Annotated in this window: 19 protein-coding genes; 3 read left to right on the top strand and 16 right to left on the bottom strand. The window is 72.2% G+C overall.

What is annotated here, in order from left to right; translation table 11 throughout:
• Nucleotides 1–10: 10 nt before the first annotated feature.
• The gene (locus ACTG9Q_RS14780; RefSeq protein WP_455573329.1) at nucleotides 11–808 is read left to right on the top strand and encodes a hypothetical protein; all 798 of its coding nucleotides are present in this window, start codon (nucleotides 11–13) and stop codon (nucleotides 806–808) included.
• Nucleotides 808–1,866: a Gfo/Idh/MocA family protein gene (locus tag ACTG9Q_RS14775; RefSeq protein ID WP_455573328.1), complete on the top strand. Its 1,059-nt coding sequence runs from the start codon at nucleotides 808–810 to the stop codon at nucleotides 1,864–1,866. The genes ACTG9Q_RS14780 and ACTG9Q_RS14775 overlap by 1 nt, the downstream gene beginning before the upstream one ends.
• 56 nt (nucleotides 1,867–1,922) lie before the next feature.
• On the opposite strand, the gene ACTG9Q_RS14770 is transcribed toward ACTG9Q_RS14775, so the two are convergent.
• The 16 genes from ACTG9Q_RS14770 to ACTG9Q_RS14695 form a co-directional block, all read right to left on the bottom strand.
• The gene (locus ACTG9Q_RS14770) at nucleotides 1,923–2,882 is read right to left on the bottom strand and encodes a hypothetical protein (RefSeq protein ID WP_455573327.1); all 960 of its coding nucleotides are present in this window, start codon (nucleotides 2,880–2,882) and stop codon (nucleotides 1,923–1,925) included.
• A 55-nt stretch (nucleotides 2,883–2,937) separates the two neighbouring features.
• Nucleotides 2,938–3,591, bottom strand: a complete 654-nt coding sequence (locus ACTG9Q_RS14765; protein WP_455573326.1) for an HD domain-containing protein — start codon at nucleotides 3,589–3,591, stop codon at nucleotides 2,938–2,940.
• A gap of 47 nt (nucleotides 3,592–3,638) precedes the next feature.
• The gene (locus ACTG9Q_RS14760; protein ID WP_455573325.1) at nucleotides 3,639–4,928 is read right to left on the bottom strand and encodes a solute carrier family 23 protein; all 1,290 of its coding nucleotides are present in this window, start codon (nucleotides 4,926–4,928) and stop codon (nucleotides 3,639–3,641) included.
• On the bottom strand, nucleotides 4,925–6,328 hold the full coding sequence (locus tag ACTG9Q_RS14755; RefSeq protein ID WP_455573324.1) for an MFS transporter: 1,404 nt from the start codon (nucleotides 6,326–6,328) through the stop codon (nucleotides 4,925–4,927). Before ACTG9Q_RS14755 ends, ACTG9Q_RS14760 begins: the two co-directional genes overlap by 4 nt.
• Entirely contained in the window at nucleotides 6,325–7,896 is a 1,572-nt protein-coding gene (locus ACTG9Q_RS14750) for an alpha-amylase family glycosyl hydrolase (protein ID WP_455573323.1), read from the bottom strand. The genes ACTG9Q_RS14755 and ACTG9Q_RS14750 overlap by 4 nt, the downstream gene beginning before the upstream one ends.
• A 31-nt stretch (nucleotides 7,897–7,927) precedes the next feature.
• A complete protein-coding gene (locus tag ACTG9Q_RS14745; protein WP_455573322.1) occupies nucleotides 7,928–8,983 on the bottom strand; it encodes a questin oxidase family protein in 1,056 nt (351 codons plus the stop codon).
• Nucleotides 8,980–9,777: a hypothetical protein gene (locus ACTG9Q_RS14740; protein WP_455573321.1), complete on the bottom strand. Its 798-nt coding sequence runs from the start codon at nucleotides 9,775–9,777 to the stop codon at nucleotides 8,980–8,982. The genes ACTG9Q_RS14745 and ACTG9Q_RS14740 overlap by 4 nt, the downstream gene beginning before the upstream one ends.
• A 28-nt stretch (nucleotides 9,778–9,805) precedes the next feature.
• The gene (locus ACTG9Q_RS14735) at nucleotides 9,806–10,756 is read right to left on the bottom strand and encodes a nucleoside hydrolase (RefSeq protein ID WP_455573320.1); all 951 of its coding nucleotides are present in this window, start codon (nucleotides 10,754–10,756) and stop codon (nucleotides 9,806–9,808) included.
• Between the two features lie 41 nt (nucleotides 10,757–10,797).
• Nucleotides 10,798–11,880 (bottom strand): glycosyltransferase family 4 protein, encoded by a 1,083-nt coding sequence (locus tag ACTG9Q_RS14730; RefSeq protein WP_455573319.1) that lies wholly within the window; start codon nucleotides 11,878–11,880, stop codon nucleotides 10,798–10,800.
• Entirely contained in the window at nucleotides 11,880–12,905 is a 1,026-nt protein-coding gene (locus ACTG9Q_RS14725) for a formylglycine-generating enzyme family protein (protein ID WP_455573318.1), read from the bottom strand. The genes ACTG9Q_RS14730 and ACTG9Q_RS14725 overlap by 1 nt, the downstream gene beginning before the upstream one ends.
• Before the next feature lie 198 nt (nucleotides 12,906–13,103).
• A complete protein-coding gene (locus ACTG9Q_RS14720; protein WP_455573317.1) occupies nucleotides 13,104–14,792 on the bottom strand; it encodes a WD40 repeat domain-containing protein in 1,689 nt (562 codons plus the stop codon).
• Nucleotides 14,789–15,448: a GTP cyclohydrolase II gene (locus ACTG9Q_RS14715; protein WP_455573316.1), complete on the bottom strand. Its 660-nt coding sequence runs from the start codon at nucleotides 15,446–15,448 to the stop codon at nucleotides 14,789–14,791. Before ACTG9Q_RS14715 ends, ACTG9Q_RS14720 begins: the two co-directional genes overlap by 4 nt.
• Nucleotides 15,449–15,976: 528 nt before the next feature.
• Nucleotides 15,977–16,570: an isochorismatase family cysteine hydrolase gene (locus ACTG9Q_RS14710; protein WP_455573315.1), complete on the bottom strand. Its 594-nt coding sequence runs from the start codon at nucleotides 16,568–16,570 to the stop codon at nucleotides 15,977–15,979.
• Nucleotides 16,561–16,839 carry a MerR family DNA-binding transcriptional regulator gene (locus ACTG9Q_RS14705; RefSeq protein WP_455573314.1) on the bottom strand — a complete coding sequence of 93 codons (279 nt, stop codon included), beginning with the start codon at nucleotides 16,837–16,839 and terminating at the stop codon, nucleotides 16,561–16,563. The genes ACTG9Q_RS14710 and ACTG9Q_RS14705 overlap by 10 nt, the downstream gene beginning before the upstream one ends.
• A gap of 585 nt (nucleotides 16,840–17,424) precedes the next feature.
• A complete protein-coding gene (locus ACTG9Q_RS14700; protein WP_455573313.1) occupies nucleotides 17,425–20,286 on the bottom strand; it encodes a glycosyl hydrolase in 2,862 nt (953 codons plus the stop codon).
• Nucleotides 20,287–20,752: 466 nt separating this feature from the next.
• Nucleotides 20,753–21,703, bottom strand: a complete 951-nt coding sequence (locus ACTG9Q_RS14695) for a GNAT family N-acetyltransferase (RefSeq protein ID WP_455573312.1) — start codon at nucleotides 21,701–21,703, stop codon at nucleotides 20,753–20,755.
• Between the two features lie 152 nt (nucleotides 21,704–21,855).
• Between ACTG9Q_RS14695 and ACTG9Q_RS14690 the strand changes: the two genes are divergently transcribed.
• Nucleotides 21,856–23,283 (top strand): Nramp family divalent metal transporter, encoded by a 1,428-nt coding sequence (locus tag ACTG9Q_RS14690; RefSeq protein ID WP_455573311.1) that lies wholly within the window; start codon nucleotides 21,856–21,858, stop codon nucleotides 23,281–23,283.
• The last annotated feature ends 48 nt before the right edge of the window (nucleotides 23,284–23,331 follow it).

Raw genomic sequence — 23,331 nt, 5'->3', positions numbered from 1 at the left:
GGGGTGCGCGGTGAACCGGGACGTGGTTCTGCTCGACGTCAACGGCACCCTCGTGCCGTCAGGGAGCATGGCGGTGGCTGACGGTTCGCTGTCCGTGGTGCGGGAGGCGGCGGCGGCGCTGCGCGGGCGCTTCGAGGTGGGTCTGTGCTCGGACTCCCCGCTCGCCGCCTTGGACGCCTTCGGCCGCGGCGCGCTGGGCCTCCCGGCGGCCTTCCCCGTCGTCGCCGAGAACGGGAACTTGGTGCGGGTCGGTGGACCGCCTCAGGTGCGCGTCGCCTTCCCCGGCCTCGCCGAGGCGCGCGCGGTGCTCGGGGAGGCCAACGGGTGGCGGCGCCGGTTGCCTTCCCGCCTCTCGCCCGAGTTCGGCGGCGCCCCGGTGCCCGCGGGCGCGTGGGCGTTCGGGTCCGGTCGGCAGGCGTCGATCAGCCTGTTCGCCGACGCCGACGCGGTGACGCGGTCCGCCGAGGCCGTGCGGGCGTGGGCGCGGTCAAGGAATCACGTGGTGTCGACAGACCCGGCTCCGCGGCACGGTTTCCTGGGGGTGCACCCGTATTCGCGGCTGCGGGCGGGCAAGGCGGCCGCGTTGACCGAGCTGGCCGCGTCGGGCCGTGGCGTGGTCATGGTCGGGAACTCCGAATCCGACTGGGTCCCGCCGGAATCCGGGGTCCGCTGCGGGTTCGTCGCCGATGCCCACATCCCACCCGGGATCCGGGCGTCGGCGTGGGCGGTCGCCCGATCGCCCGGCGCGGCGGGAGCCGCGGAACTGCTGCTGGGGCTGGCCAGGACGTCGATCGAGAGGAGCGGGTGATGGTGCGGGTGGGCGTGGTGGGGTGCGGGATGATCGCCCAGCTCACGCACCTGCCGTACCTCAAGGAGCTGCCGGAGCTGTTCTCGGTGGCCGCGGTGTGCGATCTCGACATCGACCTGGCGCGCGCGGTTGCCGAGCGGTTCGCCGTGCCTGCCGCGCACGGGTCGGTGGGGGCCATGCTCGACGCCGAACGGCTCGACGCCGTCCTTGTGCTCACCCAGGACCACTACGAGCCCGCCGTGGCGGCCTTGGCGCGGGGGCTGCACACGTTCACGGAGAAGCCGCTGTGCCACACCCTGGCGGAGGGCAGGAGCCTGGTCGCCATGGCGGAGTCGGCGGGCGTGGTGCTCATGGTCGGCTTGATGAAGCGCTACGACAGCGGGGTGCGGATGGCCCTGCGCGAGATCGCGGGCCTGCGCGCCCCCGTGCTGGCCCGCGCCCATGTCGTCGTCGGCCCCGACTACGGGAACTGGATCATCCCCGAGTTGCGGCCCGACATCGTCCGCCCGGCCGCGCGGTCCACCGATGACCCCAGGAGGCCGCGCATCGCCGCCGAGTTCGGCCCGGCGCCCGCGCACCTGCTGGAGGCGTACATGGACATGTTCGGCGTGTGGAGCCACGACATCAACCTGCTGCGCGCCGCCTTCCCCGCACCGCCATCGGAGGTGCACGCGATCGCGTCGGCCGACGGCGCCACGTTCACCGCGATGCTGCTCTACCCCGGCGGCACGCAATGCGTGTTCCAGGGCAGCAAGATCGACCTGCCCCTGTTCGACGAGGGGCTCGCGGTGTGGTCCGCCGAGAAGGTGGTCGAGTTGTCGGTGACCAACCCGTTCCAGCGCGACTTCCCCGCCGTCCTGCGCACCTCGACCGTCGACGAGGACGGCCGCGGTCTCGTCCAGCGGGCGGTGGTCGGCTCCCACAGCGAGGCGTTCCGCAACCAACTGATCCACTTCCACGACTGCGTCACGACCGGGCGGCAACCGCTGACCAGTGGCAAGGAGGCACTGGCGGACATCGAGCTGATGCTGAGGATGCTGCACGCCGCGCGCAGGTGAGCGGACAGGGGCGCCCGCGCAGCGGGCAGAGGCCCGGTGGCCTGGCCATCGGCGCCTCATCGGGCGGGCACGCCGTCGCGGACGGTCGCGAGTTCGCCCAGGACGTCGACGACCCGCTCGTCCGGGTCGCCCACCACGGGGAACGGCAGATCCGCCACGCGCAGCACGCCATCGACCAGGCGGTCCAGACCAGTGTGGAAGGCCAGGTTCGCCGCGACGACGCCCTCGGCGAACGCCGCCTCCCGCTCGACGGGGACGCCAAGCCTGGCCCGCGCGCTCACGAACGGGCCGCAGTACGGCACGCGCAGCCAGCCACCGTCCGCGGCGCGCACGACCAGTCCGTCCACACCGAACAGGAAGCTGCGCGGGTCGGCCACCTGCACCAGGTCCCGGGCGCCCGGCGGGATGCGGTACTCCACGGCGGAGGTCAGCGGGAACGCCGGTTCCGGGCCGCGGGCCTCCCGCACCCTGATGCCGCACACCGCCCGCAGCACCGGGATCCCCGCGTCGGCCAGCATCCGGTGGACCGCGCCGAGGGTGGCGCCGGTGTAGGTGTCGTCGTCGAGCAGCACGCACCCCGCCCGGGCGGGACCCTCGGCCAGCGCGGCGAGCTGCGCGTCCAGGTCCGGCGCCCCGGGGCGGGCGACCAACCCGACCTGGCGCACCCCGCCGGGCAGGAAACCGCGGGAGAGCCGCAGCGCGGAACCCTCCTCCACCAAGGGGTCCAGGCTCACCACCCGGCCGGTCCCCGCGGCGGCCATGACGAACCGGCGCAACGCCACGGCGTCCCAGTCCTCGACCCGTGTCCCGGCCGGGTGCGCCAGCGCCGTGCGCAGCTCCGCCCTGACCCGGAGACCGAAGTCGCGGTACAGCGCGGTCACCGCGGCGGGGAACCGGGACGGGGCGTGCGCCCGGCGGCCCCACGCCGCCTCGGCGCACCGGACGACGTGCGCGGTGTCATCCCTGGTCACCACGACGCGCCCGGTCTCGTCGCGCACCTGCCGGGTCCTGGTCACACCTGGCTCCCCCTCAGCCGTCGCGTCGGGCAGGCGGCGGCCCGCCTCGCGTGGATCAGCCGGACTCGGCCTTGGGCACCCAACCGCGGTCAGCGCCGTGCTCGATCAGGGAGCGGGCGTAGCCCCACAGCTCGGTCGAGGCGTCGCCGATGACCGACTTGCGGCGCAGCACGTCGGCGTCGGTGACCCCGGGAGTCTTCCAGGTGCCGCCCTTGTTGTTGTAGTTGAGCAGCAACGGCTGGAGCCGGTCCATCGCCTTGGCGAAGCGCGCCTCGGCGGTCTTGCGGTCCTCGAACTCGTCCCACAGCGCGCGCAGCCGGGTGGCCTGGTCCTCCGGCAGCAGGGCGAAGAGGCGGTCGGCGGCCGCCTGCTCGCGCTCCTCCTGGTCGTGCTGGGCGGCGGTGTCGTAGAGGAACGTGTCGCCCGCGTAGATCTCGATCAGGTCGTGCAGCAGCACCAGCTCGACGGTGTGGCCAACGTCGATGGGCTCGTCGGAGTACTCAGCCAGCAGGGGCACCATCATCGCGAGGTGCCAGGAGTGCTCGGCGTCGTTCTCCCTGCGGTCATCGGCCAGCAGCGTGCTGCGGCGCAGCACGGTCTTGAGCTTGTCGATCTCCACGATGAACCGGATCTGAGCGGCCAGCCGCTCGGGCACGCCCCCCGGCTGCTCGACCCGGTCCAGCAGCACACCGATCTCGTCGTCGGTCACGTCGCGTCCTCTCTGCACTTCGTTCCTCATGGCGTCCCCGACTTCGGTCACGCCCAGTACTGCATCGCTGTGCTCGCGGCCAGCAGCCCGGAGACCACCAGCGCGGGCACGGCGGGCCGCTGCCCGCGCACCGCTCCCGCGACCAGGTGAACCACCAGCCCGGCCAGCAGGGCCTGGTCCAGCGCAAAAGTGATCATGGTGACCACTGCCATCACGACCACGACCAGCACCGCCTCCGCCCCCGCGGCCTGTAACTCGGCCGGGCGCGGCAGCGTGGTCAGCGCGACGTGGAGCAGCGCGCCGGACGCCGCCACCGCGGGAACCCAGGTGAGCGCGGGCGCCAGCACCAGGCAGGCGAGCAGCAGCACCCCGGTCACCACCGAGGCGAGCCCGGTGCGCGCGCCTGCGCGGATGCCCACCCCGCTCTCCACGAACGTCACGAAGCTGGTGGAGCCGACCACCGCCCCGCCCATCGTGGCCACGCTGTCCACCTGCAGCGCGCGTCCCATGCCAGGGACCTCGCCGTTGCGCTGGATCGGGGTGCCGCAGGACAGTCCGACCAGCTTGGCGACGCTGCCGAAGAAGTCGATGGCGAAGAGCATCAGCACCACGCCCCAGGCCGCCGGTTGGGCGAAGGCCGTCAGGTCCAGGGCGAACAGCCCCGCCGTGGCGTCCCCGGCCCGCGGCGGGTCGGCGCGGAGCCCGACGATGGCGCAATAGCCCGCGGCCACCGCGATGCCGACGAGCACGGCGGCCCGGAACCGGATCGCGCGCAGCAGCCAGCTGACGCCGAAGCCCAGGTACAGCGCGATCGCCCCGGGGCTCGCCAGCACCCCGGGCCAGTCGCCGCCGATGAGACCGGACACCTGGAGCCCGACCAGCCCGATGAAGATCCCGACGCAGGCCACCAGCCCGGTGCGCACCGGGCCGGGGATCGCCGCGATCGCCGCCGCGCGCCACCCCATGGCGGTTACCGCGGCCATCAGCCCACCAGAGCACAGCACCAGTCCGAGGGCCTGCTGCCAGGTGAACCCGTGCACGCCGATGACCGAGAACACCACCAGGGCGTTGATCTCCATGCCCGGCGCGACCGCGAACGGCAGCCGTGCCCAGAGCCCCATCGCGATGGTGGCCAGCCCGGCGATGAGCGCGGTCGCGGTGAACGCCGCACCCCACGGGATGCCGCCCTGGGCGAGGACGGCCGGGTTGACCAGCACGATGTAGGACATCGCCAGGAACGTCGAGACCCCGCCGAGGACCTCGGTCCGCGCGGTCGTGCCACGCTCGGCCAGGCCGAACGCCGTGTCCAGCCTGCCCGCCGCCCCGGATCGCGTCACGCCCGCCCCCGTCCGCGCCGCAGCGTGGCGGCCACCGGCAGGGCCAGCAGCGCGATCACCGCGGTGACCCCGTACGCCCAGGCCAGGGTCGTGGCGTCGGGCGCGCTGCCGTGCACCCACACCAGCAGGGCCAGCCCGACCGCGCCGCCGGTGTACTGGGCGGCCGTGATCATCGCGCTGCCGGTGCCCTCGGCGGCAGCGGGCAGGTCCCGGGTGCCCGCGATGAACATGCCGGTGAACGCGATGCCTTGGCCGAGCCCGCTGACCAGCAGTCCGGGCAGCACACCGAGCCAGTAGTCCCCCGCCCCAGCCCCCACCGCGAGCCCGGCCAAGCCCACCGCGCCGATCCCGAAGGCCACCCCGAGCAGCGTGGCGGGCGACCACCGGCCCGCCAGCCGCCCGGCGACGGCGTTGCCGATCGCCACGGCCAGCGCGAGCGGCAGGAACCCGATGCCCGATGCCAGCTCGCCCAGGTCCAGCTCGCGCTGCAGGTACAGGGTCACCAGGTAGAACTCCGCGCCCAGGCTGGCCATGAACAGCGCCGCGATGGCGCACGCGCCGCGCAGCGACCGGGTGCGCAGCAGCGCGAGCGGGATCAGCGGGTCCGCGCCGCGCCGCTGCGCCGCCGCGAACAGCGTCCCGAGCACCACGGCGACCACCGCGCAGAGGGCGACCACCCACAGGGTCGGTTCCGGGGTCGCCAGCTCGGTGAACGCCAGGCTGATCGCGCTGACCGCCGCGGTGGCCGCCGCGGCGCTGGGCAGGTTCACTCGGCGCCCGGACCGCCGGGGCGCACCGCGCGTCGCGGCGCGCCAGGCGAGCAGCACGCACACCGCGGCCACCGGGAAGGTGATCCAGAAGACCCAGCGCCAAGACGCCACCGCCAGCAGCACACCACCGACGACCACGCCCAGCGCCAGACCCATAGCCCCGGTGGTGCCCCAGACCGCCAACGCCCGGTCCCGCGCGGGGCCGGACGGGTAGTGCGCGTGCAGCAGGCCGAGCGTGGCCGGGGCGAGCAGCGCCGCGCCGACGCCCTGCGCCGCGCGGCAGACCATCAGCACCGTGTCGTTCGGCGCCGCGCCCGCGACGACCGCGGCCAGCGTGAACAGCGCGTGCGCGGCGACGAAGACCCGCCCCGCCCCCAGCACGTCGACCAGGCGCCCACCCAGCAGCAGGAACCCGGCGAAGAACACGCCGTAGGCGCTGACGACCCATTGCAGCGACACCGCGCTGAAGTTCAGCACGTCACCGATGGTCGGCAGCGCCACATAGATGATGGAGAAGTCCAGCGCCACCAGCAGTTGCGACAGCGCCAACCCGGCGAGGAGGCGGGGCGTCCCCACAAGCCCGCTCGGAGCGCGCACCCCCGCGGTGTCCGCGCCCACGTCGCCGGTCATGCCTGCCCCCGTTCCCGGAACACGAACCCCGCCCTCGGATTGATGTCGACGTGCCCAGTGACCGCGCGAACACGGTCCGTGCCGACCAGCTCGCTGTCTATCACAGGCGCCCACGTCCCCGCAGGCAGTTCCACAGTGGCCCGTCCGCCGCCGAAGTTGAGGAGCACGACCGCGGTGGGCTCGCCGGGGTGGATCCTGCGGTAGGCCAGCACGTCCGGGTCGCCGAGGTCGAGGAACTCCAGCCCGCCCGCGCGCAGCGTCGCCCAGCTCGCCCTGGCCGCGCCCAGCGCCCTAGTCAGGGCGAGGGCGGAGCGCGGGTCCACCTCCTGCTCGGCCACGCAGGCCGCGCTGGGCAGCGGCAGCCACGGCTCACCGGTGGTGAAGCCACGGCCCGGGTCATCGCGCGTCCACGGCACCGGGCCGCGGGCCGGGTCGCGGCCCAGGTCGGGGTGCACCCGCGCCCACGGGTCCCGGACCTCGCCCCCGTGCAGCAGCACGTCGGGCAGGCCCAGCTCGTCGCCGTAGTACAGCACCGCGGCCCCGGGCAACGTGAGCAGCAGGACCGCGAACACCCTGGCGAGCTCCGGACCAACCCGGGAGACCAGTCGCCGCTCGTCGTGGCTGCCCAGGACCCAGCACGCGACCGCGCCGTCGGGCACGGCCCCGATGGTGGCCGCCACCGCGGCGCGGACGTCGGCCGCGGCGGGCGGGCAGGCGAGCAGGCCGAACGCGAGCGGCAGGGTGATCCCGTCCAGGTCGCGGCCGTAGTAGGCCGCCCACGCCGCCGGGTCCCGCTGGTGCACCTCGCCGACCAGCAGCCGGTCGCCGGGGTAGCCGTCGACCAGGGCGCGCAGCTCGCGGTACCAGTCGTGGGCGTCGGAGTGGCCGGTGTCGTGGGCATGCGACTGGGAGTCGTACTCGGCCAGCGGCCGGTGCATGGTGAGACTGCCGGGCGGGGCCGCCGGGTTGTCGCGCAGGAGCGGGTCCTTGCCGATGCTGGCGGCGCAATCGATGCGGAAGCCGTCGACACCGCGGTCCAGCCAGAACCGCAGTACGTCGGCCATCGCCGCGCGCACCGCGGGCTCGCGCCAGTCCAGGTCCGGCATCTGCGGGAGGAACGAGTGCAGGTAGTACTGCCCGGTCGTCTGGTCGAAGGTCCACGCCGGGCCGCCGAAGGTGCTCAGCCAGTTGTTCGGCGGACCCCCTCCCGGGGCGGGGTCGCGCCAGACGTACCAGCTCCGGTGCGGGTCGGTCCGCGCGGAGCGGCTCGCCGCGAACCAGGGGTGCAGGTCGGAGGTGTGGTTGGGCACGAAGTCCAGCAGCACGCGCAGGCCCGCGGCGTGCGCGGACCGCACCAGCCGGTCCAGCGCAGCCAAGTCGCCGAAGACCGGGTCGACGGCGGTGTGGTCGGCCACGTCGTAGCCGAAGTCGCGCATCGGGGAGCGGAACACCGGGGACAGCCACACCGCGTCCGCGCCCAGCGAGGCGATGTGGTAGAGCCTGCCGGTGATCCCGTCGAGGTCGCCGACGCCGTCGCCGTCGGAGTCGGCGAAGCTGCGCGGGTACACGTGGTAGACCAGCGCGTCCTGCCACCACGGCTCACTCGACCCAGGTGCCGTCCTCCATCCGCCGGATCCAGTCTGTGGCGGCGGTGGCGTAGATCGGGTCACTGGCGAGGGCGTCCTCTCTCCTGCATGCCTCTACGTACTTGATCGCGTGCGGGTCGCCCGTCGCGATGGCTCGGTCGATGAGCGTGTCGTAGTCGAGCACCCGCACGTCGGCCTCGGGATCGCGGTGCCCGGTCCCGTAGACCGCGCGGATCGCCGCGGTGAACTGCCAGGCCGCGGCGACACTGGCCCACTGCTGCTCGACGGGCAGGTGCGGCAGCACGAGCCGCACCGCGGCGGGGGCCGTCAGCGCGTGCACGAATCCCATGTACTTGCGGTGCTGGTCGGTCATGTAGCCGTGCCCGGCCAGCGCGGTGATGGCGCTGAGCGCCGAGTGCGGGTCGGCGGGGCGCTCGGCGCCGTCGACCACCGCGCCGAACTCCGGCACCAGCTCCAGCGCTTCCAGCCGGATGCGGAAGATCTCGTTGATGCCCTGGTCGGTCGGCACCCTCGGGACCGCGTCCCACGCCTCGCGCAGCCCGCGCCCACCGGCGAACCGCTGAGTCCCGGGCACCGTCTGGTATCGGGCCGCCCAGTAGCCCATGCCCCTGGCCAGTTCGTCGAGCCGCTGCGCGGTGCCGCCCGCGGCCAACGCCCGCACCGCATGCCCCGTGCGGATGACGCCGTGGCCGCCGCCCGCAGGCAGGCCGGGGAGCAGCCTGGGCCACCAGAGCGCCAGCACGTCCTGCCAGGGGGCCTCGGCGAGCCGGGCGCGGAAGAAGGCGGTCCAGTCGCCGAGTAGCCGCATGTTGCCCAGGGCGGGCCGCCAGGTGCGCTCGTCGATCGGCTCGGACGCGGCCGGGCCCTCCCGGTACAGCAGTGGCCGGTACCCGTCGACGAACGCGGTCACCGCCTCCGGCCTGCCCAGCGCGACCAGCGCCTCGGCCGCCATCGGGCCGTGGTTACTCACCCCCGGTCCCCACTCCGGCCCGCAGTCGCCGAGGTAGGCCAGCGCCTCGTCCAGCGCGTCGGAGTACGCCGCCGTCATGCCGTCCCTCCCGCACCGAGCCCGCTGATCGTGTCGCCGACATCGCCAAGCACGACCAGGTCGCGGTCGCGCTCGTCGTGGGCGTAGAAGCTCTCGTCGAGCACGCCGCTGACCACACCGACGACGACTTCGGTGCGCAGTCCCAGGCGGGTGCCGAAGCCCAGCACGGCGCGCGCTCCCGCTGCGGTGGACTGGGCGGTGAGCAGGGTGACCCGCTCGACCCCGCGCGGCAGTGACCGCATCAGGGCCATCACGGTGGCGCCGCTGGCCACGACCCCGTCGATGACGACGCAGTGGCGGTGTCCCGTCGCGGCGGGCAGCGCGCTCATCCCGACCAGGATGCCGCCCTCGTACCCGATGCGTTTGGCCGACGGGGTGAGCGAGCGACCGGCGGGCAGCGCGCCGAGGTCCTGGGCCAGCTGCCTGCCCTCGCGCTCAGGCCCGACGCAGAGGACGTCGCCTCGGGTCAGCTCGTCGGCGCGGACCGGCAGCTTGGCGTAGATGCGCAGCAGCGCGTCCCGGTAGACGGTGCGGTCGGCGACGGTCTGCTCGGCCAGGTTGGCCACCTTGGTCGCCTCGGCCAGGTCGTCGACGACGCTGGGGTCGGACTCGGTGGCGACGGTCAGCCCGAGCAGGTCGCGGGGCGCCCCGAGGTCGGCCAGCTGGGCGGCGGTGAACAGGGTGAACGAGGCGAACTCGTGGCCGAAGCGCAGCCGGTAGGGCTCGGCGGCGGACAGCCAGGCTGCGGGCGCGTTCTCCGCCGCGTGGTGCGCGACGCCTCCGACAGGGTCCATGTCCATGATCATTTCCTGTTCCACGTGATCACGCCAGCCCGGTGAGGGTGCCCACGAGCAGGTCCCAGAACCGGGGGACGTCCAGCCCGACGGCCACGTCGGCGTTGGGCTCGCGGTCGGTCACCCCGAGCAGGTCGATCACGGTGGCGCCACGGGTGTAACGCCCGTGCACCTCGACGACCACGTTGGCCCGCTGCGTGGTGACCAGGTCGCGGTCGATGAGCAGGGCGACGGCCACCGGGTCGTGCAGTGGAGAGTCCGGCATGGACCAGATCCCGTCGTAGGTGCCGGAGCGGAACCGCAGCAGCGCGTCGGCGACCTCGCCGAGCCGGGGCACCGCGCCGATGCGGGCCAGCACCTCAGGGGTGACCAGCGCCTGGTGGGTGACGTTGAGCCCAACGTAGGTGACCGGGATTCCGCTGGCCAGCACGACGGTAGCCGCCTCGGGGTCGAACAGCACGTTCGCCTCGGAGTAGGGCAGGAAGTTGCCCCGGTGCGTCGATCCGGCCATGCACACGATCTCCTTGACCGCGGGCTTGAGGTGCGGGGCGGCCAGCAGCAGCGACGCGACGTTCGTCTGCGGCCCGGTCGCCACCACCGTGACCGGCTCGTCGGTCGAGGAGAGCACGTCGGCCATGAGGGCGACGGCGTCCCTGGGATCCTGCGGCACCGTCGGCTGGTCGAACTCCCACCCGTCGAGCCCGGTCTCGCCGTGCACGTCGCCCCCGCCGTACCGGTCGCCCTCGGCGCGCCCGTCCCCGCCGAACAGCGGGGTGCCCGCGCCTTGGGCGACCGGGACGCCGGAAACCTTGGCCAGGCCGAGCACGTGCCGGGCGTTGAGGGTCGACTTCGCCACGCTCTGGTTGCCCGCGGCGGTGGTGACGGCCAGCAGGTCGATCCGGTCGCTGCCCGCGGCGAGCAGGATGGCGAAGGCGTCGTCGTGCCCTGGGTCGCAGTCGAGGATGATCGGCGTGGGCATGGTTGTGCTGTCCTTCCGGGAAGCCGCTGGTGTGCCGGTGGTCATCGGGGGTGTCCGCGGTAGAACTCCAGGTGCCGGGCGCCCGATGAGGCGAACGCGGCGGCGAGGCGGTCGGCGAGCGCGGCGTCGGCGGCGGTGCCCGCGGCCTTGGGCGCGGCGACGACCTCGGCCAGCGCCGCGGTCAGCGCCGCCTGATCCCCCGCGGGCACGAGCGTCGCGGCGGAGTAGTCGGCCAGCAGCGCCGGGAGGTTGCCGGAATCGGAAGCCACCACGGGTTTCCCGCAGATCACCGCTTGGGCGACCGCGAGGGAGAACGGCTCCCCGTGCGCGCCGCGGTCAGCGGTCGGGTGGGTGATCACATCGGCCGCGGCGATCGCCGCCCAGCTCTCGGCCGGGGAGTAGTGGGTGAAGGCGATCCGGCCGCGCTCACGCCACGGCGCCACGGCGGCCATCAGGGACTCGTCGATACCGGTGGGCCACACCAGGTGGCGGGTGCCCGCGTGCACCAGCCCGAGGTCGCCGTCGCCGTCGCCGTCGCCGAGCAGGGTGACCACGGCGCGCAGCACGAGGTCCGAGCCCTTCCACGTGGTCAGCCTGGTCGGCTGCAGCACGGTGACCGCTCCCGGGCGGGGAAGCTCGTAGTCGGTCTTCACCCGGTTCATCGCCAGCGGCAGCACCGTCGCGCGAACCCCCGGCACGTGCGCGACCACTTGGTCGGCGACGAACCGGGAGTGCACGACGTACTCGGCGGAGAGCCCGCGGAGGAACTCCCACTGGGTGTCGTTGGCGTCGATGTTGTGCAGGTCGAAGACGACCTGGACACCGCGACCGGCCAAGCCCCGCGCCAGGTGTTCGGCCACGTCCGGCTTGTGCCACTGCGGGTTGTGCAGGTGCACCACGTCTGCCTCGGCGCAGCGGTCGACAAGGTTGGCGACCTCCGCGCCGGTCGGCGCTTCCCCCAGGGTCAGCGCCGGGAGATACTCGCCGACCAGCGGGTCGCGGGTTCCGGAGAGCAGGCCCGCGTCCACGCCCACCTCGCCGAGCTGGCGGATCAGCGCGGCGCAGTGCGCCTCGACCCCGCCCGTGGTCGGCAGCGCCGTCCAGTGCACGTGCAGCACCCGCATCAGGCACCGCCCTCCGCGAGCCGGAAGCCCATCGCGTAGAGAGACCTCGGGTACGGGCCGTGCCTGCGCTGGTTGCGCGCCAAGTCCCGGAACCGGTTGAACGCCCCGCCGCGCGCGATGCGGTAGTGGCCCATGCGCCGGTACAGGTCGTCGCGCACCAGCACGCCACCCGGGTACGGCTGGTAGCGGTCGGACACGTACTCCTCGACGTTGCCCGCCATGTCGGCGGCCCCAGCCCAGGACCGGCCCTCGGGGAACGCGCCGACCGGGGTGGTGCCCAGCAGGCCGGTCTCCAGGGTGTTCGCCCTGTCCTGCGCCCAGTCCTGGCCCCACGGGTAGCGCATGCCGTCAGCGCCGCCCGCCGCGTACTCCCATTCCGCCTCGGTGGGCAGCCGGAACGCTCTGCCGGTGCGGGCGGCCAGCCAGGCCGCGTACCGGTCGGCCGCCTCCGGGGTCACGGTGTAGACGGGATGGTTGGACACGGCGGGGTGGTACCGCCCGTAGAGCCACGAGCTGGGCAGCTCGGACTCGTCGGTCTCGGTGAGGAACCGGGCGTACTGGGCGTTGGTCACCGGGTACTCGGCGATCCGGAAGGCGGACACGGCGCGGTCGTGGCGCGGGCACTCCTTGGCGATCCAGTCGCGCCGCACGCCGAAGCGCTCACTCTCCCGGTGCAGGGAGTCCACATCGGACTCGGGCGTGCCCATCGCGAGCACCCCGGCGGGCACCTCGACCATCGGCGGGTCCAGGTCCGGGGTCCTCGGGTCGCCGAGCAGCGCCAGCAGCACGCCGGCGGCCAGCCTGCGCTCCAGCGGCAGCGCCGGGTCACCCACCCTGGAGGAAAGCCCGGTCGGCTCGGCGGTCAGGTCCTCGGCCGCGGGCACGGTTCGCTCGGCCCGTGGGGGGAGGTAGTGGTTGGGCAGGCCCATCGCCGCCCTGTCGGTCAACGCGTTGATGTCGGCGTCGACCAGTGCGACCGCGCCGATCCGATCGCGCGCGGTGACGCCGACCTCGTGCTCACCCACCTGTGCCCTCCTCGGAACCGTCTCCCCGTGCCCCCTCGGGCAGAGCCGCGGCACTTCTGTCTACTGTGGACGCACACTTCCTGGTGACGAGCGGCCCGTCCGCGCGGGCCCGGGTCAGCCACACCCCACCGCCGCCCGCCGCCACGTGGTACCCGGTGCCCGCGACGGCGCCTGTTCGGGCGTACCCGATGGCCACCATCAGATGGCCACCGGGTACGCGCGGCCGTCGTAGGAGGCCGCCACGAACCGCGCGCCGTCGGCGTCATAGGCGATCGAGGAGATGCCCGAGGTCGTGGGCCGGGAGGTGGGCAGCCAGGAGCGCGCCGCGCGGTCGTACACCGCAACCAGGCCTGCGTACCCCGCGGTGGCGACGTAGCGGCCGTCGTCGGAGGCGGCGACGCACTTGATCGAGTTCGGGTGCGGGGTGCTGAGCACCTCGGCGGTCCGGTCCGGGGACCAGATCCGCAGCGTGAGGTCCCGGCTGACGCTGGCGAACCAGCCCCCGCCCAGACCCGCGCAGCCGTTGGCGATGCGGTCGTGGGCGTCGTCAACGGTCTCCACGTGCTCCAGCGTCGATATCCGATACCAAGTGGCGCTGGCGTCGGCGGCGACGGCGAACAAGTAGTCGCCAGACACCGCGACACCCTTGACGGCGTTGCCGTTGAGCCGAAGGTCGCGCACGTACTCGACGGTTCCCGGGCTCGGCACCCGGAACAGCAGGCCCTCGCCCGTGTAGGCGCCGACAACGACGTGGGTGACCCCCTCGCGCTCGAAGCCCACCCCGCAGTTGAGCGGCGAGCGGTGCTGGTGCAGCTCGGCGCCGGTCAGCGCATCGAACACCGTGCCGAGCTGCCCGCCCGCGAACACCGTGCCTGGCGCCGCGGTCAGGAAGTTGCACAGGCTGCCGGTGCGCGCGATCTCCACCCCGTCGCGCCAGACGATGCCCGCGTCGCCGACGGCGAGCACCGACCCGCATGACTCCGGCAGCACCGCGTTGTACCCGTACGTCGGCTCGATGGGCGTGTCCTCCCAGACCCCAGACCGGTAGTCGTAGGCGCGGTACGTGGCCCCGAAGGTGGCGAACACCAGCGACGACGTGCCTGCGAACGCGCAGGACCTCGGCCACACGTCAGCGGGCAGGCCCGTGGTCGCGCTGGGAACGGGGGTGCCGCCGGTGACGTCCCACAGCCGCATGGTGCGGTCGTAGCTCAGGCTGACCATCAGCCCGCGCGCGTCATCGAGCACGAGCCGCTTGATCCCAGCCTCGTGCGCGGGGATGACCTCGCGGTCGCCGCCGCGCACGACGATGACCTCGCCGTCGTCGTTGCCCGCGAAGATGGTGCCGTCGGAGGAGATCGCGATGGTGTCGGTCTCGACCCCGGCCATGTCGAGGTCGTCCAGGAGCCTGCCGGAAGGCGCCGACCACCGCTTGATCGTGCCGTCATCGCTGGAGGAGACCAGCTCGTCGGAGTCGCGTGCCCACTCCACCGAGATCACGTCCGCCGTGTGGCCGACCATCGTGCACACCAGTGCCCCGGTGAAGTCGTAGACCCGGACGCGGTGGTCACGGGACGCGGTCGCCACCCACTGCCTGCGGGGGTGGAACACCGACATCTCGACGTCGTCGTCCTGATCGGCGAACACCGCCACCAGGCGCAGGTCGGGCACGGTCCACAGGCGGGCGCCGTAATCCGACGACGAGGTCAGCGCGTAACGGCCGTCCGGGGAGAAGGTCGCCTGGTTGGCCAGGTGGTCGTGCCAGCAGCGCGCCAGCGGCTGTTTGTCCGATTGGCGCCAGAGGATCACCTGGTTGTCATACCCGGCCGTCAGGACGTAGGAGTCGTTGTACGCGGCCACCCCGCTGATCGGCCCCCGGTGCTGAATCACGGCAGTTCCTCCACGTTCATGATCTGGTGACCAGCCATTTCGACCTTCGCTCGCAGATATCGGTGGTTGTTCTCGTTCAGGTAAACCCCGGTGGGCACCAGCTCCACCACTTCGACGCCATTCCTGCGCAGCTGTTCCGCTTTGTCCGGGTTGTTGCTCAGCAGCCTGACCGCCGAAATGTCGAGCGCGGACAGCATCTGGGCGGCGGAGGTGTAGTCACGCGCGTCGTCGGCGAAGTTCAGCTCGCGGTTCGCGGTGAAGGTGTCCATTCCGGTGTCCTGCAACAGGTAAGCGTCGAGCTTGTTGTAAAGGCCGATCCCGCGGCCCTCCTGGCGCAGGTAAAGGATCACCCCGCCATCGCGCACCACTTGGACCGCCTCGTGCAGCTGGGGTCCGCAGTCGCACCGCGCGGACCCGAAGACGTCCCCGGTGAGGCACTCGGAGTGCATCCTGACCAGTGGTGTTCCCTGCCATCCCCGGAAGACCAGCGCCAGGTGCTCCAATCCGTCCGCCAGACCGGAGAAGGTCACCACATCCGCGCCGACCCAGCTGCCCTGGTTTCCGGCGCGCACGGGAATGCGTACCACCCGCCGCAATGACGGCACGGCGTCCGCGACCCTTTCGACGGGCAGCAGGCCACCCGTTTCTCCGCCCATTGTTCCTCCGCACCCGTACGGGCGGCCGCATATGACCGCCGAATCGTGTTCCGCGGAACCAACGAGAACGTGGACCCGAACAGACGCCGGAATCCATTTCGGCGAGTGGTTGCGTTCATCACCCCAGACGTGGAGTCGCCCGCCAGTCCCCTTCCGGCACGCTACCCCAGGCACAGAAAGCGATCAACGACGCAACTCGCGATTCGACGGGTACGCAACCGTGCGCGTCCACCCCCGTTCGGCCGATCGGGAGTGCCGAACCCCGTCCCGCGGACCACGAGACGTCGCCGACCTGCGTTTGTCGACACGCCGCCGACAATTGTGCGCACTTGTTCACGCATCACCCTCCGCGCGCGCGAAGAGTGAAATTCCCTCACACGTACCAGCCGAGAGTGCTTACGGGTGATTATCGCGGCATCCAGTAGGCAAAGTGCGAGCACCGGCTCGACACGGTGCCGACCTGCTACAGCTACAACTGGAGCAAGTCGCGTGCTTCTCCTGCATCGGGACACGCGTGTATGGCGAGGGTCAGAGCGCCGCGAGGATGTCGTCGGAGTTGGCGACTTCGCCGAGGAGGCCGAAGGTGGCGATCGAGGCGGCGTGGGCCTCGGGGGACGCTGCCGCGCAGGCGTCTTCGACGATCACCACGCGGTAGCCGAGGTCGCCCGCCGCGCGGCCGGTGCTCTCGATGGTGAGGTTGGTGGCGACGCCGAAGAGGACCAGGGTGTCGATTCCGGCGGCGCGCAGTCGCTCGTCCAGGTCGCTGGAGGCGAAGGCGCCGACCTTGGGGTTGGTGACGACCAGGTCGTCCGCTTCGGGCTTGAGCTCGTCGAGGATGGCGGTGGCGGGGGTGCCGTCGAGCAGGCTGCCCTGCTGGGCCACCACCCCGAGGAGCGGGACGTTGGCGACCAGGTCGCTGTGCCCCTCCTGGAAGGCGACCCTGGTGTAGACGACGCGCACGCCCGCCGCGCGGGCCCCGGCGAGCAGCCGCTTGGCCACCTCGATGACGCCGCGGCGTTCGACCTCGGCCCGGAAGAAGGGGGCGAAGGCGCCGTCGGCCCCCGCGATGTCGTTCTCCCAGTGGCAGGCCAGGAATGCGGTGGTCGACTTGGTCAGGTCCATGGGGTGGGCTCCCTCGCTGGGACGCCGCGTCGGGCGCGGGCGGTGGGCGCCGGGTGCGGATGATCCCGTGTCCGGCGACGTTGGCGAGGTGACAGTGGCGGCTCAACCGGCCGAACCTTCGCGCCTTGACGAGGGATCCGCTGGTTGCCGCTGGTGCAGTCGCTGAAGATCAGGCCCTTGCGCTCGTAGAAGTGCAAGGCGGAGGCGGACACGCCAGTCCGGCAGATGACCTCACCGATCGTGAGGTGGCCGTCGGGGCTGGCGGGCACGATGGCGCTCCTCCGTTCGGGACTCAGGCGCGCCGGGACGTCGCGGCGCGCCTGAGGACCAAGACGGCGACAGCGATCGACAGGACGAGGCAGAGCAGGCCGACGCCGAGTGGGGGCAGCCGCAGGTCCGGTGAAGGCATCCACTCCCACGGCCGCGCCCGCGCCGGTGAGGCGCCCGGCGCCGACCATGGCGCCGGGGGCCGGGTCGCCGAGCCTGGTCGTGAGAGCGACGATGGCGGCGCTGTACGCGGCCACCGGAAGTGTCAACGGGGGCGGCCGGTCCACCGGAGAGGGAGCTGTGGTCGTGCGGTTCGCCATCGCGGTTCGCTTTCTCTGGTCTCGGGCGGACGGCGACCAGCCCACCAGCTCAACCGCGGTTGAGGTCAATGCGTCGATGGAGGCATAGCTGCCAAGCGTGGCCAGGGCAGGTTCAAGACTCAGGCAGGCCCTTGGCGGTCGAGGAGGGTTCAGATCGCGAGGGCGCGCCGGGAGTCAACCGCTGACACCACTGTGGACCAGTGACGCCCGGTCCCACCACCGCGGAGGTGGTGGGACCGGGCGTCAGCTCGAGCGATCAGCGGGCCGCTATCCCGCGTACACGGTGTACGGGATCTCCACAGTGGACTGGTTGCCCTGGGCCGCGGTCGCGCTGGTGCGCAGCATGGAGGTGGCGTTGCCGATGGCGCTCCACACCTCCACCTTGACGCAGCCCCGGCTCAGGTTGGCCGGGCTGCCGGTCTGCGAGTGCAGGCCGACGCCCTGGGTGTAGGTCTCCCAGCCGGTCACCGGGTCGGTGGCGAAGTAGCGGTAGGTCTCGGTCCGCGAGTAGTTGCCGGAACCGTTGGGGTCGTAGGAAACCCGGACCTGCACGCCGTTGCCCACGCGCGTCTCGGCGTCCACCCGCAGCGTGAACCGGGTGGACTTGGCCGCGTCGTAGGTGCCGGTGATGTTGCAGGCGGTGTAGACGCGGGCGTTGGTGGGCGTGCCGTCGCGGTTGGCGCCGCCCGCCGAGGCGATCACGTCCGAGACCGCGTTCGTGCCGTCGTTCGCGCTCAGCGAGCTGGGGCTCACCAGCTTGAGGACGGACGTGGTCACCGGCGGCCGCGTGGTGGTCGTGGTGGGGGGTGTGGTCGTCGTGGTGGTGGTCGGCGGGTTGGTGCCCGGGACGGCGTTGCCGCCGGACCAGGTGTGCGCGCCGGTGGTCGCGGTCTTGCCTGGGGCGACGACGAGCGTCCGGCCGTCGGAGAAGCGGACGGTCAGGTCGCTGCGGCCGAGGTTGGTCGCGACGTAGGTGCGCGCGCCGTTCTTGGTGAACACCGCGTGCAGTGGGGTGTTCGCCGTGACGCTGGTGTCGACGTGCCCGAGGCTGGCGAGGTTGCGCAGCCAGTGGAACGTGTGCGCCTTGCTCTCGCCTTCCTCCGGGACGTAGTTGGTCGACCGGAACGCCGCCAGCGCGGCGTCGGCGTTGGACAGCGCCTGGAAGGACCAGATGATGTCCGCCCACGAGCGTGGTGTCGTGCTCCCGGAGTTGCGCCGGATCTCCTGGACGTTGCGCTCGACGTAGGCCGGGTTGTGGCCGAGGTAGAGCGAGCCGCCGGTGATGGGCAGCATGTTGATGCCGTGGATCTTCTCCGGGTCGGCGGTGAACCAGGTGGCGTAGGCGCCGCCGTCACCCCAGACCATGCCGACCGTGGAGTGGTCGAAGTTGGCCGGGAAGACCTGGTCCTGCGGGTCGAACCAGTAGTTCTGGATGGCGCTGGCCTGCGTGGTGTAGATGTAGAGGCCCGCGTCGCGGACCGCGGTGTCGCCGGTCGCCTGGCCCCACTGGATGAGGGCGTTGGCGAAGTTCATGCCCTCCGATGAGGACTCCTGGTTGTTGCCCGCGAAGAACGCCCCGTGCCCGGCGGCCCAGTCGTGCCCGGCGAAGATGTCGAAGTCGCGCAGGAACGGGAAGCGGGTGTCGCCGCGGTCGTAGTTGTTGGCGTCGCGGATCAGCAGGTCGACCATGCCGCCGTACTGGGCGTCGGTCGCCCAGGTCGGGTCGAACTTGGCCAGGGTGGCCGCGGCGGCGATGTAGTAGCCGTAGTGGAAGTGGTGGTCGTTGAGGTCGGTGTCGGACCCGTAGGAGGCGGGGTAGCCGATCAGCGTGCCCCAGTTGCGGTCGTAGTAGAACACCCGCTGCGACTTGCCCTGGGTCGCGGTGAACCAGTCGGTGAGCCGGGCGCGGATCGAGGTCAGCATCTTGTCGCGGACGTCGGTGCGGTTGAGCTGGTCGGCGATCTCGGCCAGCCGGGCGGCGCGGCCGAGGGCCTTGCCGGTCCAGTAGGTGTCGTTGTTGAAGCCCGCCATCGGGTCGCCCTGCGCGGCCTGGTCGAGGAGGCCGTTGAGGGTCGTCTGGTCCGCGCCGGTGATGCCGACGGCGGGGATCTCGGGCAGCACGCCGTTGTAGCGCATGTTCGTGGTGAACGACGACGCGCCGACGAGGACCTTCATCGGGCCGCGCGGCGAGGTGTAGGTCTGGGCGATGGGGCTGCCGCCGCCGAGGTTCTGCCACTGGTGCGGGTAGAGCGCGACGACCGTGCCGGACGTCGAGCCCTCCAGCGCCTGGGTGGTGAAGGCGTAGGTGGAGCGCACGACGCTGGCGGACTCGTCGTAGTTCCAGGTCACCTTGGTGCCGGTGATGTGGTTGTGCGCGTAGGCGCCGTAGGAGTCGGCGAGGGCGGCTCGGGCGGCGTCGGAGGAGGTGGCGGGCAGCACGGCGACGCTGAAGTAGCCCCGGCCCGCCAGGTTCGACCGGATCGCGGAGCCCGCGACCGACCACCCCGCACCGGAGGGCGCGTAGGCGACGTAGTCGTGCCCGTCGACGCGGAAGCCGACCCGGTTGCCGCTGTTGAGCCACACCGACGGCGCGGCCGCGAAGCTCAGCTGCGCGTCGCCGCCGGTCACCCGCGCGTAGACGAAGGGCGAGCCGTGGCCGATGGTCGTGCGCAGGGTGCGCGAGCCGTCGGACCAGTGCGGGCTGACGGTCCAGTCGGTCCAACCGTCGACCCGGGACGTGGTCGCGTTGAGCCCGGCGACGCCGAGGGTGAAGTCGGCGCCGTACTGGAAGTGGTACTCGCCGACCGAGTTCGGGTTCCCGGAGATGGTCGGCGTGGTCGAGTAGTCGACCCCGAGTCCCCCTGCGACGGTGTCGAAGGAGAAGGGGTGCGCCATGAGGTTGTCGGAGAAGGAGCAGTCGAGCCGCTTGTAGACCAGTGACGACCACCAGTCGTTCGTCGGCACCGGACCGGCGGGCGCGTTCGCGGTCATGTGCCGCCGCGGGTTGGTCGCCAGGTCACCGCACGCCTGCGGCAGCGCCGCCCCGGCGGGCAGGGTCTCGGTGTAGCTGCCCGCCCCCACGTTCGCCGCGCCCGCGGGCGCGGCGTTCATCAACAGCGGCACCACCACCGCCCCCACCACTGCGGCAGCGGACAGGGCGGCGATGGTGCGTGACCGCCGTACTCCGTTTGGTGGGTGCGTTCCAGAGCGGATTCGCATGGGAGCTCTCCTTCGAGCAGGGCTTCGGGACAGCGCGCCGAGAGCCTCGGCGAAGGAAACTCCTCCGAGGCCCATGTAAGCGCTCTCACACGTTCTAGCAGGCGGTCTTGTCGAGGGTCAACGCTCAAACGGACACCTCGACGGTCAAGGAAAGAAAGCTCTTTTGCGTGCTGGGGGCTGTTTGCTGAGGATTCGTGCACGATCGGCCGCACTTGCCGAGTCAAGTAGCCCGCCACGCCCCGGCTCGGTGACGGTTTCCAACGCCGTCTTGCCCGCACCGATGCGACCGCGTCGCGGACCCGCCCCTCCCGAACGGTCGGACGACATCCTCGGACGCGGTGGCCAGTGCTCAGGCAGAGCGGCTACCGGGGGGCGGTCAGTTCCCGCGGGCGGGGCCCGCCGTCCGGCGCCAGGCGTCGATGACGAGGACCGGGCGCATGCCCGCGCGCTCGTAGAGGCCCAGCGCCGGGGTGGTGTTGTTGGTGTCGACGTGCAGGATCGTGCCGCGCCTGCCCGCCGCGCGGTCGGCGGCGAACGCGGTCCGCAGCAGGGACACGCCGATGCCCCGGCCCCGCGCCCCGGCCAGGACCCCGAGGGCGGCCACGTACCCGCAGTCCTCGTCCTCGACGAACCGCCCGTTGGTGATCAGCACGCCCACCCGCTCGCCGTCGAGTTCGGCGACGGTGAGCCCGGACCAGTCGAACGCCGGGTCCAGGTCCAGGGTGGCCTGCCACTCCTCGAACGGCTTGGCCAGCCAGCCGAAGTGGTCCTTGAACGACTCGTTCAGGACCGCGTGCGCGCCGCGCCGGAAGTCCTCGTCGCCGGGTCCGGCGTGGAGGGTGAGGCCCGCGGGCAGGGCGGGCGGGGGGACTCCCCGGCCGTCGTGGTCGACGCGCATCCGGTGGAAGGCCGTCGCCGGGGCGAACGAGCGGCGCCGCGCGGCCGCGCGCATGGCCTCGTTCGCCCGGTAGACGCCCATGTCGACGGTCTGCGGCCCGCCCTGCGCCATCTCCTCGGCGCGCGCCAGCACCCGGTCGAACAGGAACTCGACCACGGACGCCTCGGTGGCGATGACGTCGACGTCGACCTGCTCGCCCGCGCCCCTGCGGAACGCCCAGCCGTAGCCGAGCAGGCCGCCGTCCGGGCCGTGCACGAGCCAGGAGTCGGTCTCCGGCGCGAACCCCGGCTCCACCAGCTCGGTGCGGATGTCGTCGAGGGTGACATCGGCGTACCCGATGACCTTCTCGTTGTACGCCGAGACCAGCCCGAGGATGGCCTCGGCGTCGGCCAGGGTCGCGGGACGGCTGGAACACCCGGGGGCAAGCATGCCGCACAGAGTGGGCATCCACAGTGTGGGCTGTCCACCGGATTTTTCGGCCCGCGCGGCGCGGGGTGTCGGCGTTGCCCCGGACGCGACCAACTGTTACTACTCGACAGGCAGGGTAGTCAGCGATCATGAGGACACCCCGGAGGCCAGAGATGACGGCAGGCGATGGTGGCCGCTCGGCGGTCGAGCGGTTCCCGACCAAGTACCTCCCCCCTCCGCAGCTGCGGCCGATGCCCGAGCCGCCCGCCTCCACCTGGCGGGCCATCGGGCCGGGCGTCATCGCCGCCGGGGTCGGCCTGGCCTCGGGGGAGTTCATCCTCTACCCCTACATCGCCTCCCAGGTCGGCCTGGTCTTCGTCTGGGCGGCGCTGGTGGGGCTGGCCACCCAGTTCTTCCTGAACATGGAGATCGAGCGCTACACCCTGGCCACCGGGGAGACCGCGCTGACCGGCTTCAGCCGCTTCTGGCGCCACTGGGGCCTGGTGTTCGCGCTGATGACCTATTTCGCCAACCTCTGGCCGGGGTGGGCGACGAGTTCGGCGACGCTGATCACCTACCTGTGGGGCGGTGAGGCGCGGTGGATCGCGATCGGCATGCTGGTCGTGATCGGGCTCGTCCTGACGCTGGCGCCGGTGGTCTACACCGCGCTGGAGCGGGCCGAGATGCTCAAGGTCGCCGCGGTGCTGGTCCTGGTCGGCGTCGGGGTGTTCGTCGCCATCTCCGCCGAGGCGTGGGCCGACGTGCCCACCATCGTCACCGACGCGAGCATCCCGGTGCAGCAGCTCGGCTTCGCGCTGCTGCTCGGCGCGCTGGCCTTCGCCGGGGGCGGCGGCGGGCAGAACCTGGTGCAGAGCAACTGGATTCGCGACAAGCGCTACGGCATGGGCAGCTATGTGCCGCGCATCGAGAGCCCGCTGACCGGCAAGCCCGCGGCCGCGCCCGGCACCGGCTTCATCTTCGACCCGAACCCGGAGAACCTGCGCCGCTGGCAGCGCTGGTGGCGCTTCGCCAACCGGGAACAGGCCTACACGTTCGTGCTCATCTCGTTCATCTCCATCGTGTTCACCTCACTGCTGGCCTACTCCACCGTCTTCGGCCGCGACGACCTGCCCAACGACATCTCGTTCCTGCGGCTCGAGGGCGAGCAGCTCAACGCGAGTGTCGGCGGCTGGTTCGGCACGCTGTTCTGGGCCATCGGCGCCTTCGCCCTCTTCGCCGCGGCGCTGGGCATCGTCGACTACACCAGCAGGCTCGCCGCCGACGTGCTCAAGACCAGCTACCTGCGCGACAAGAAGGAAAGCACGCTCTACTTCGGACTGGTGTGGGGCCTGGTCGTCATCGGCTGCCTCGTCCTGCTCGCCGGGTTCAGCCAGCCGCTGGTCCTCATCGTCATCTCGGCCTGCGTGGGCGGGCTGATGATGTTCATCTACTCCGGCCTGCTCATCCTGATCAACCGCAAGCTCCTGCCCGAGCAGATCCGCATCTCCCGCGGCCGTGTCGCGGTGCTGTGCTGGTCGATCGCCCTGTTCGGCACGCTGGCCACCCTCACGATCATCACGCAGGTGGGCAAGCTGTTCTGACAGCCACGGGTCGACCGGGTCCTGCGGCGCCGACCCGTGGCTGTCAGG

Source organism: Actinokineospora lacus (assembly GCF_053813445.1).
Note: the sequence above shows the minus strand (reverse complement) of the source record. Positions and strands in the feature narration are given on the sequence as shown.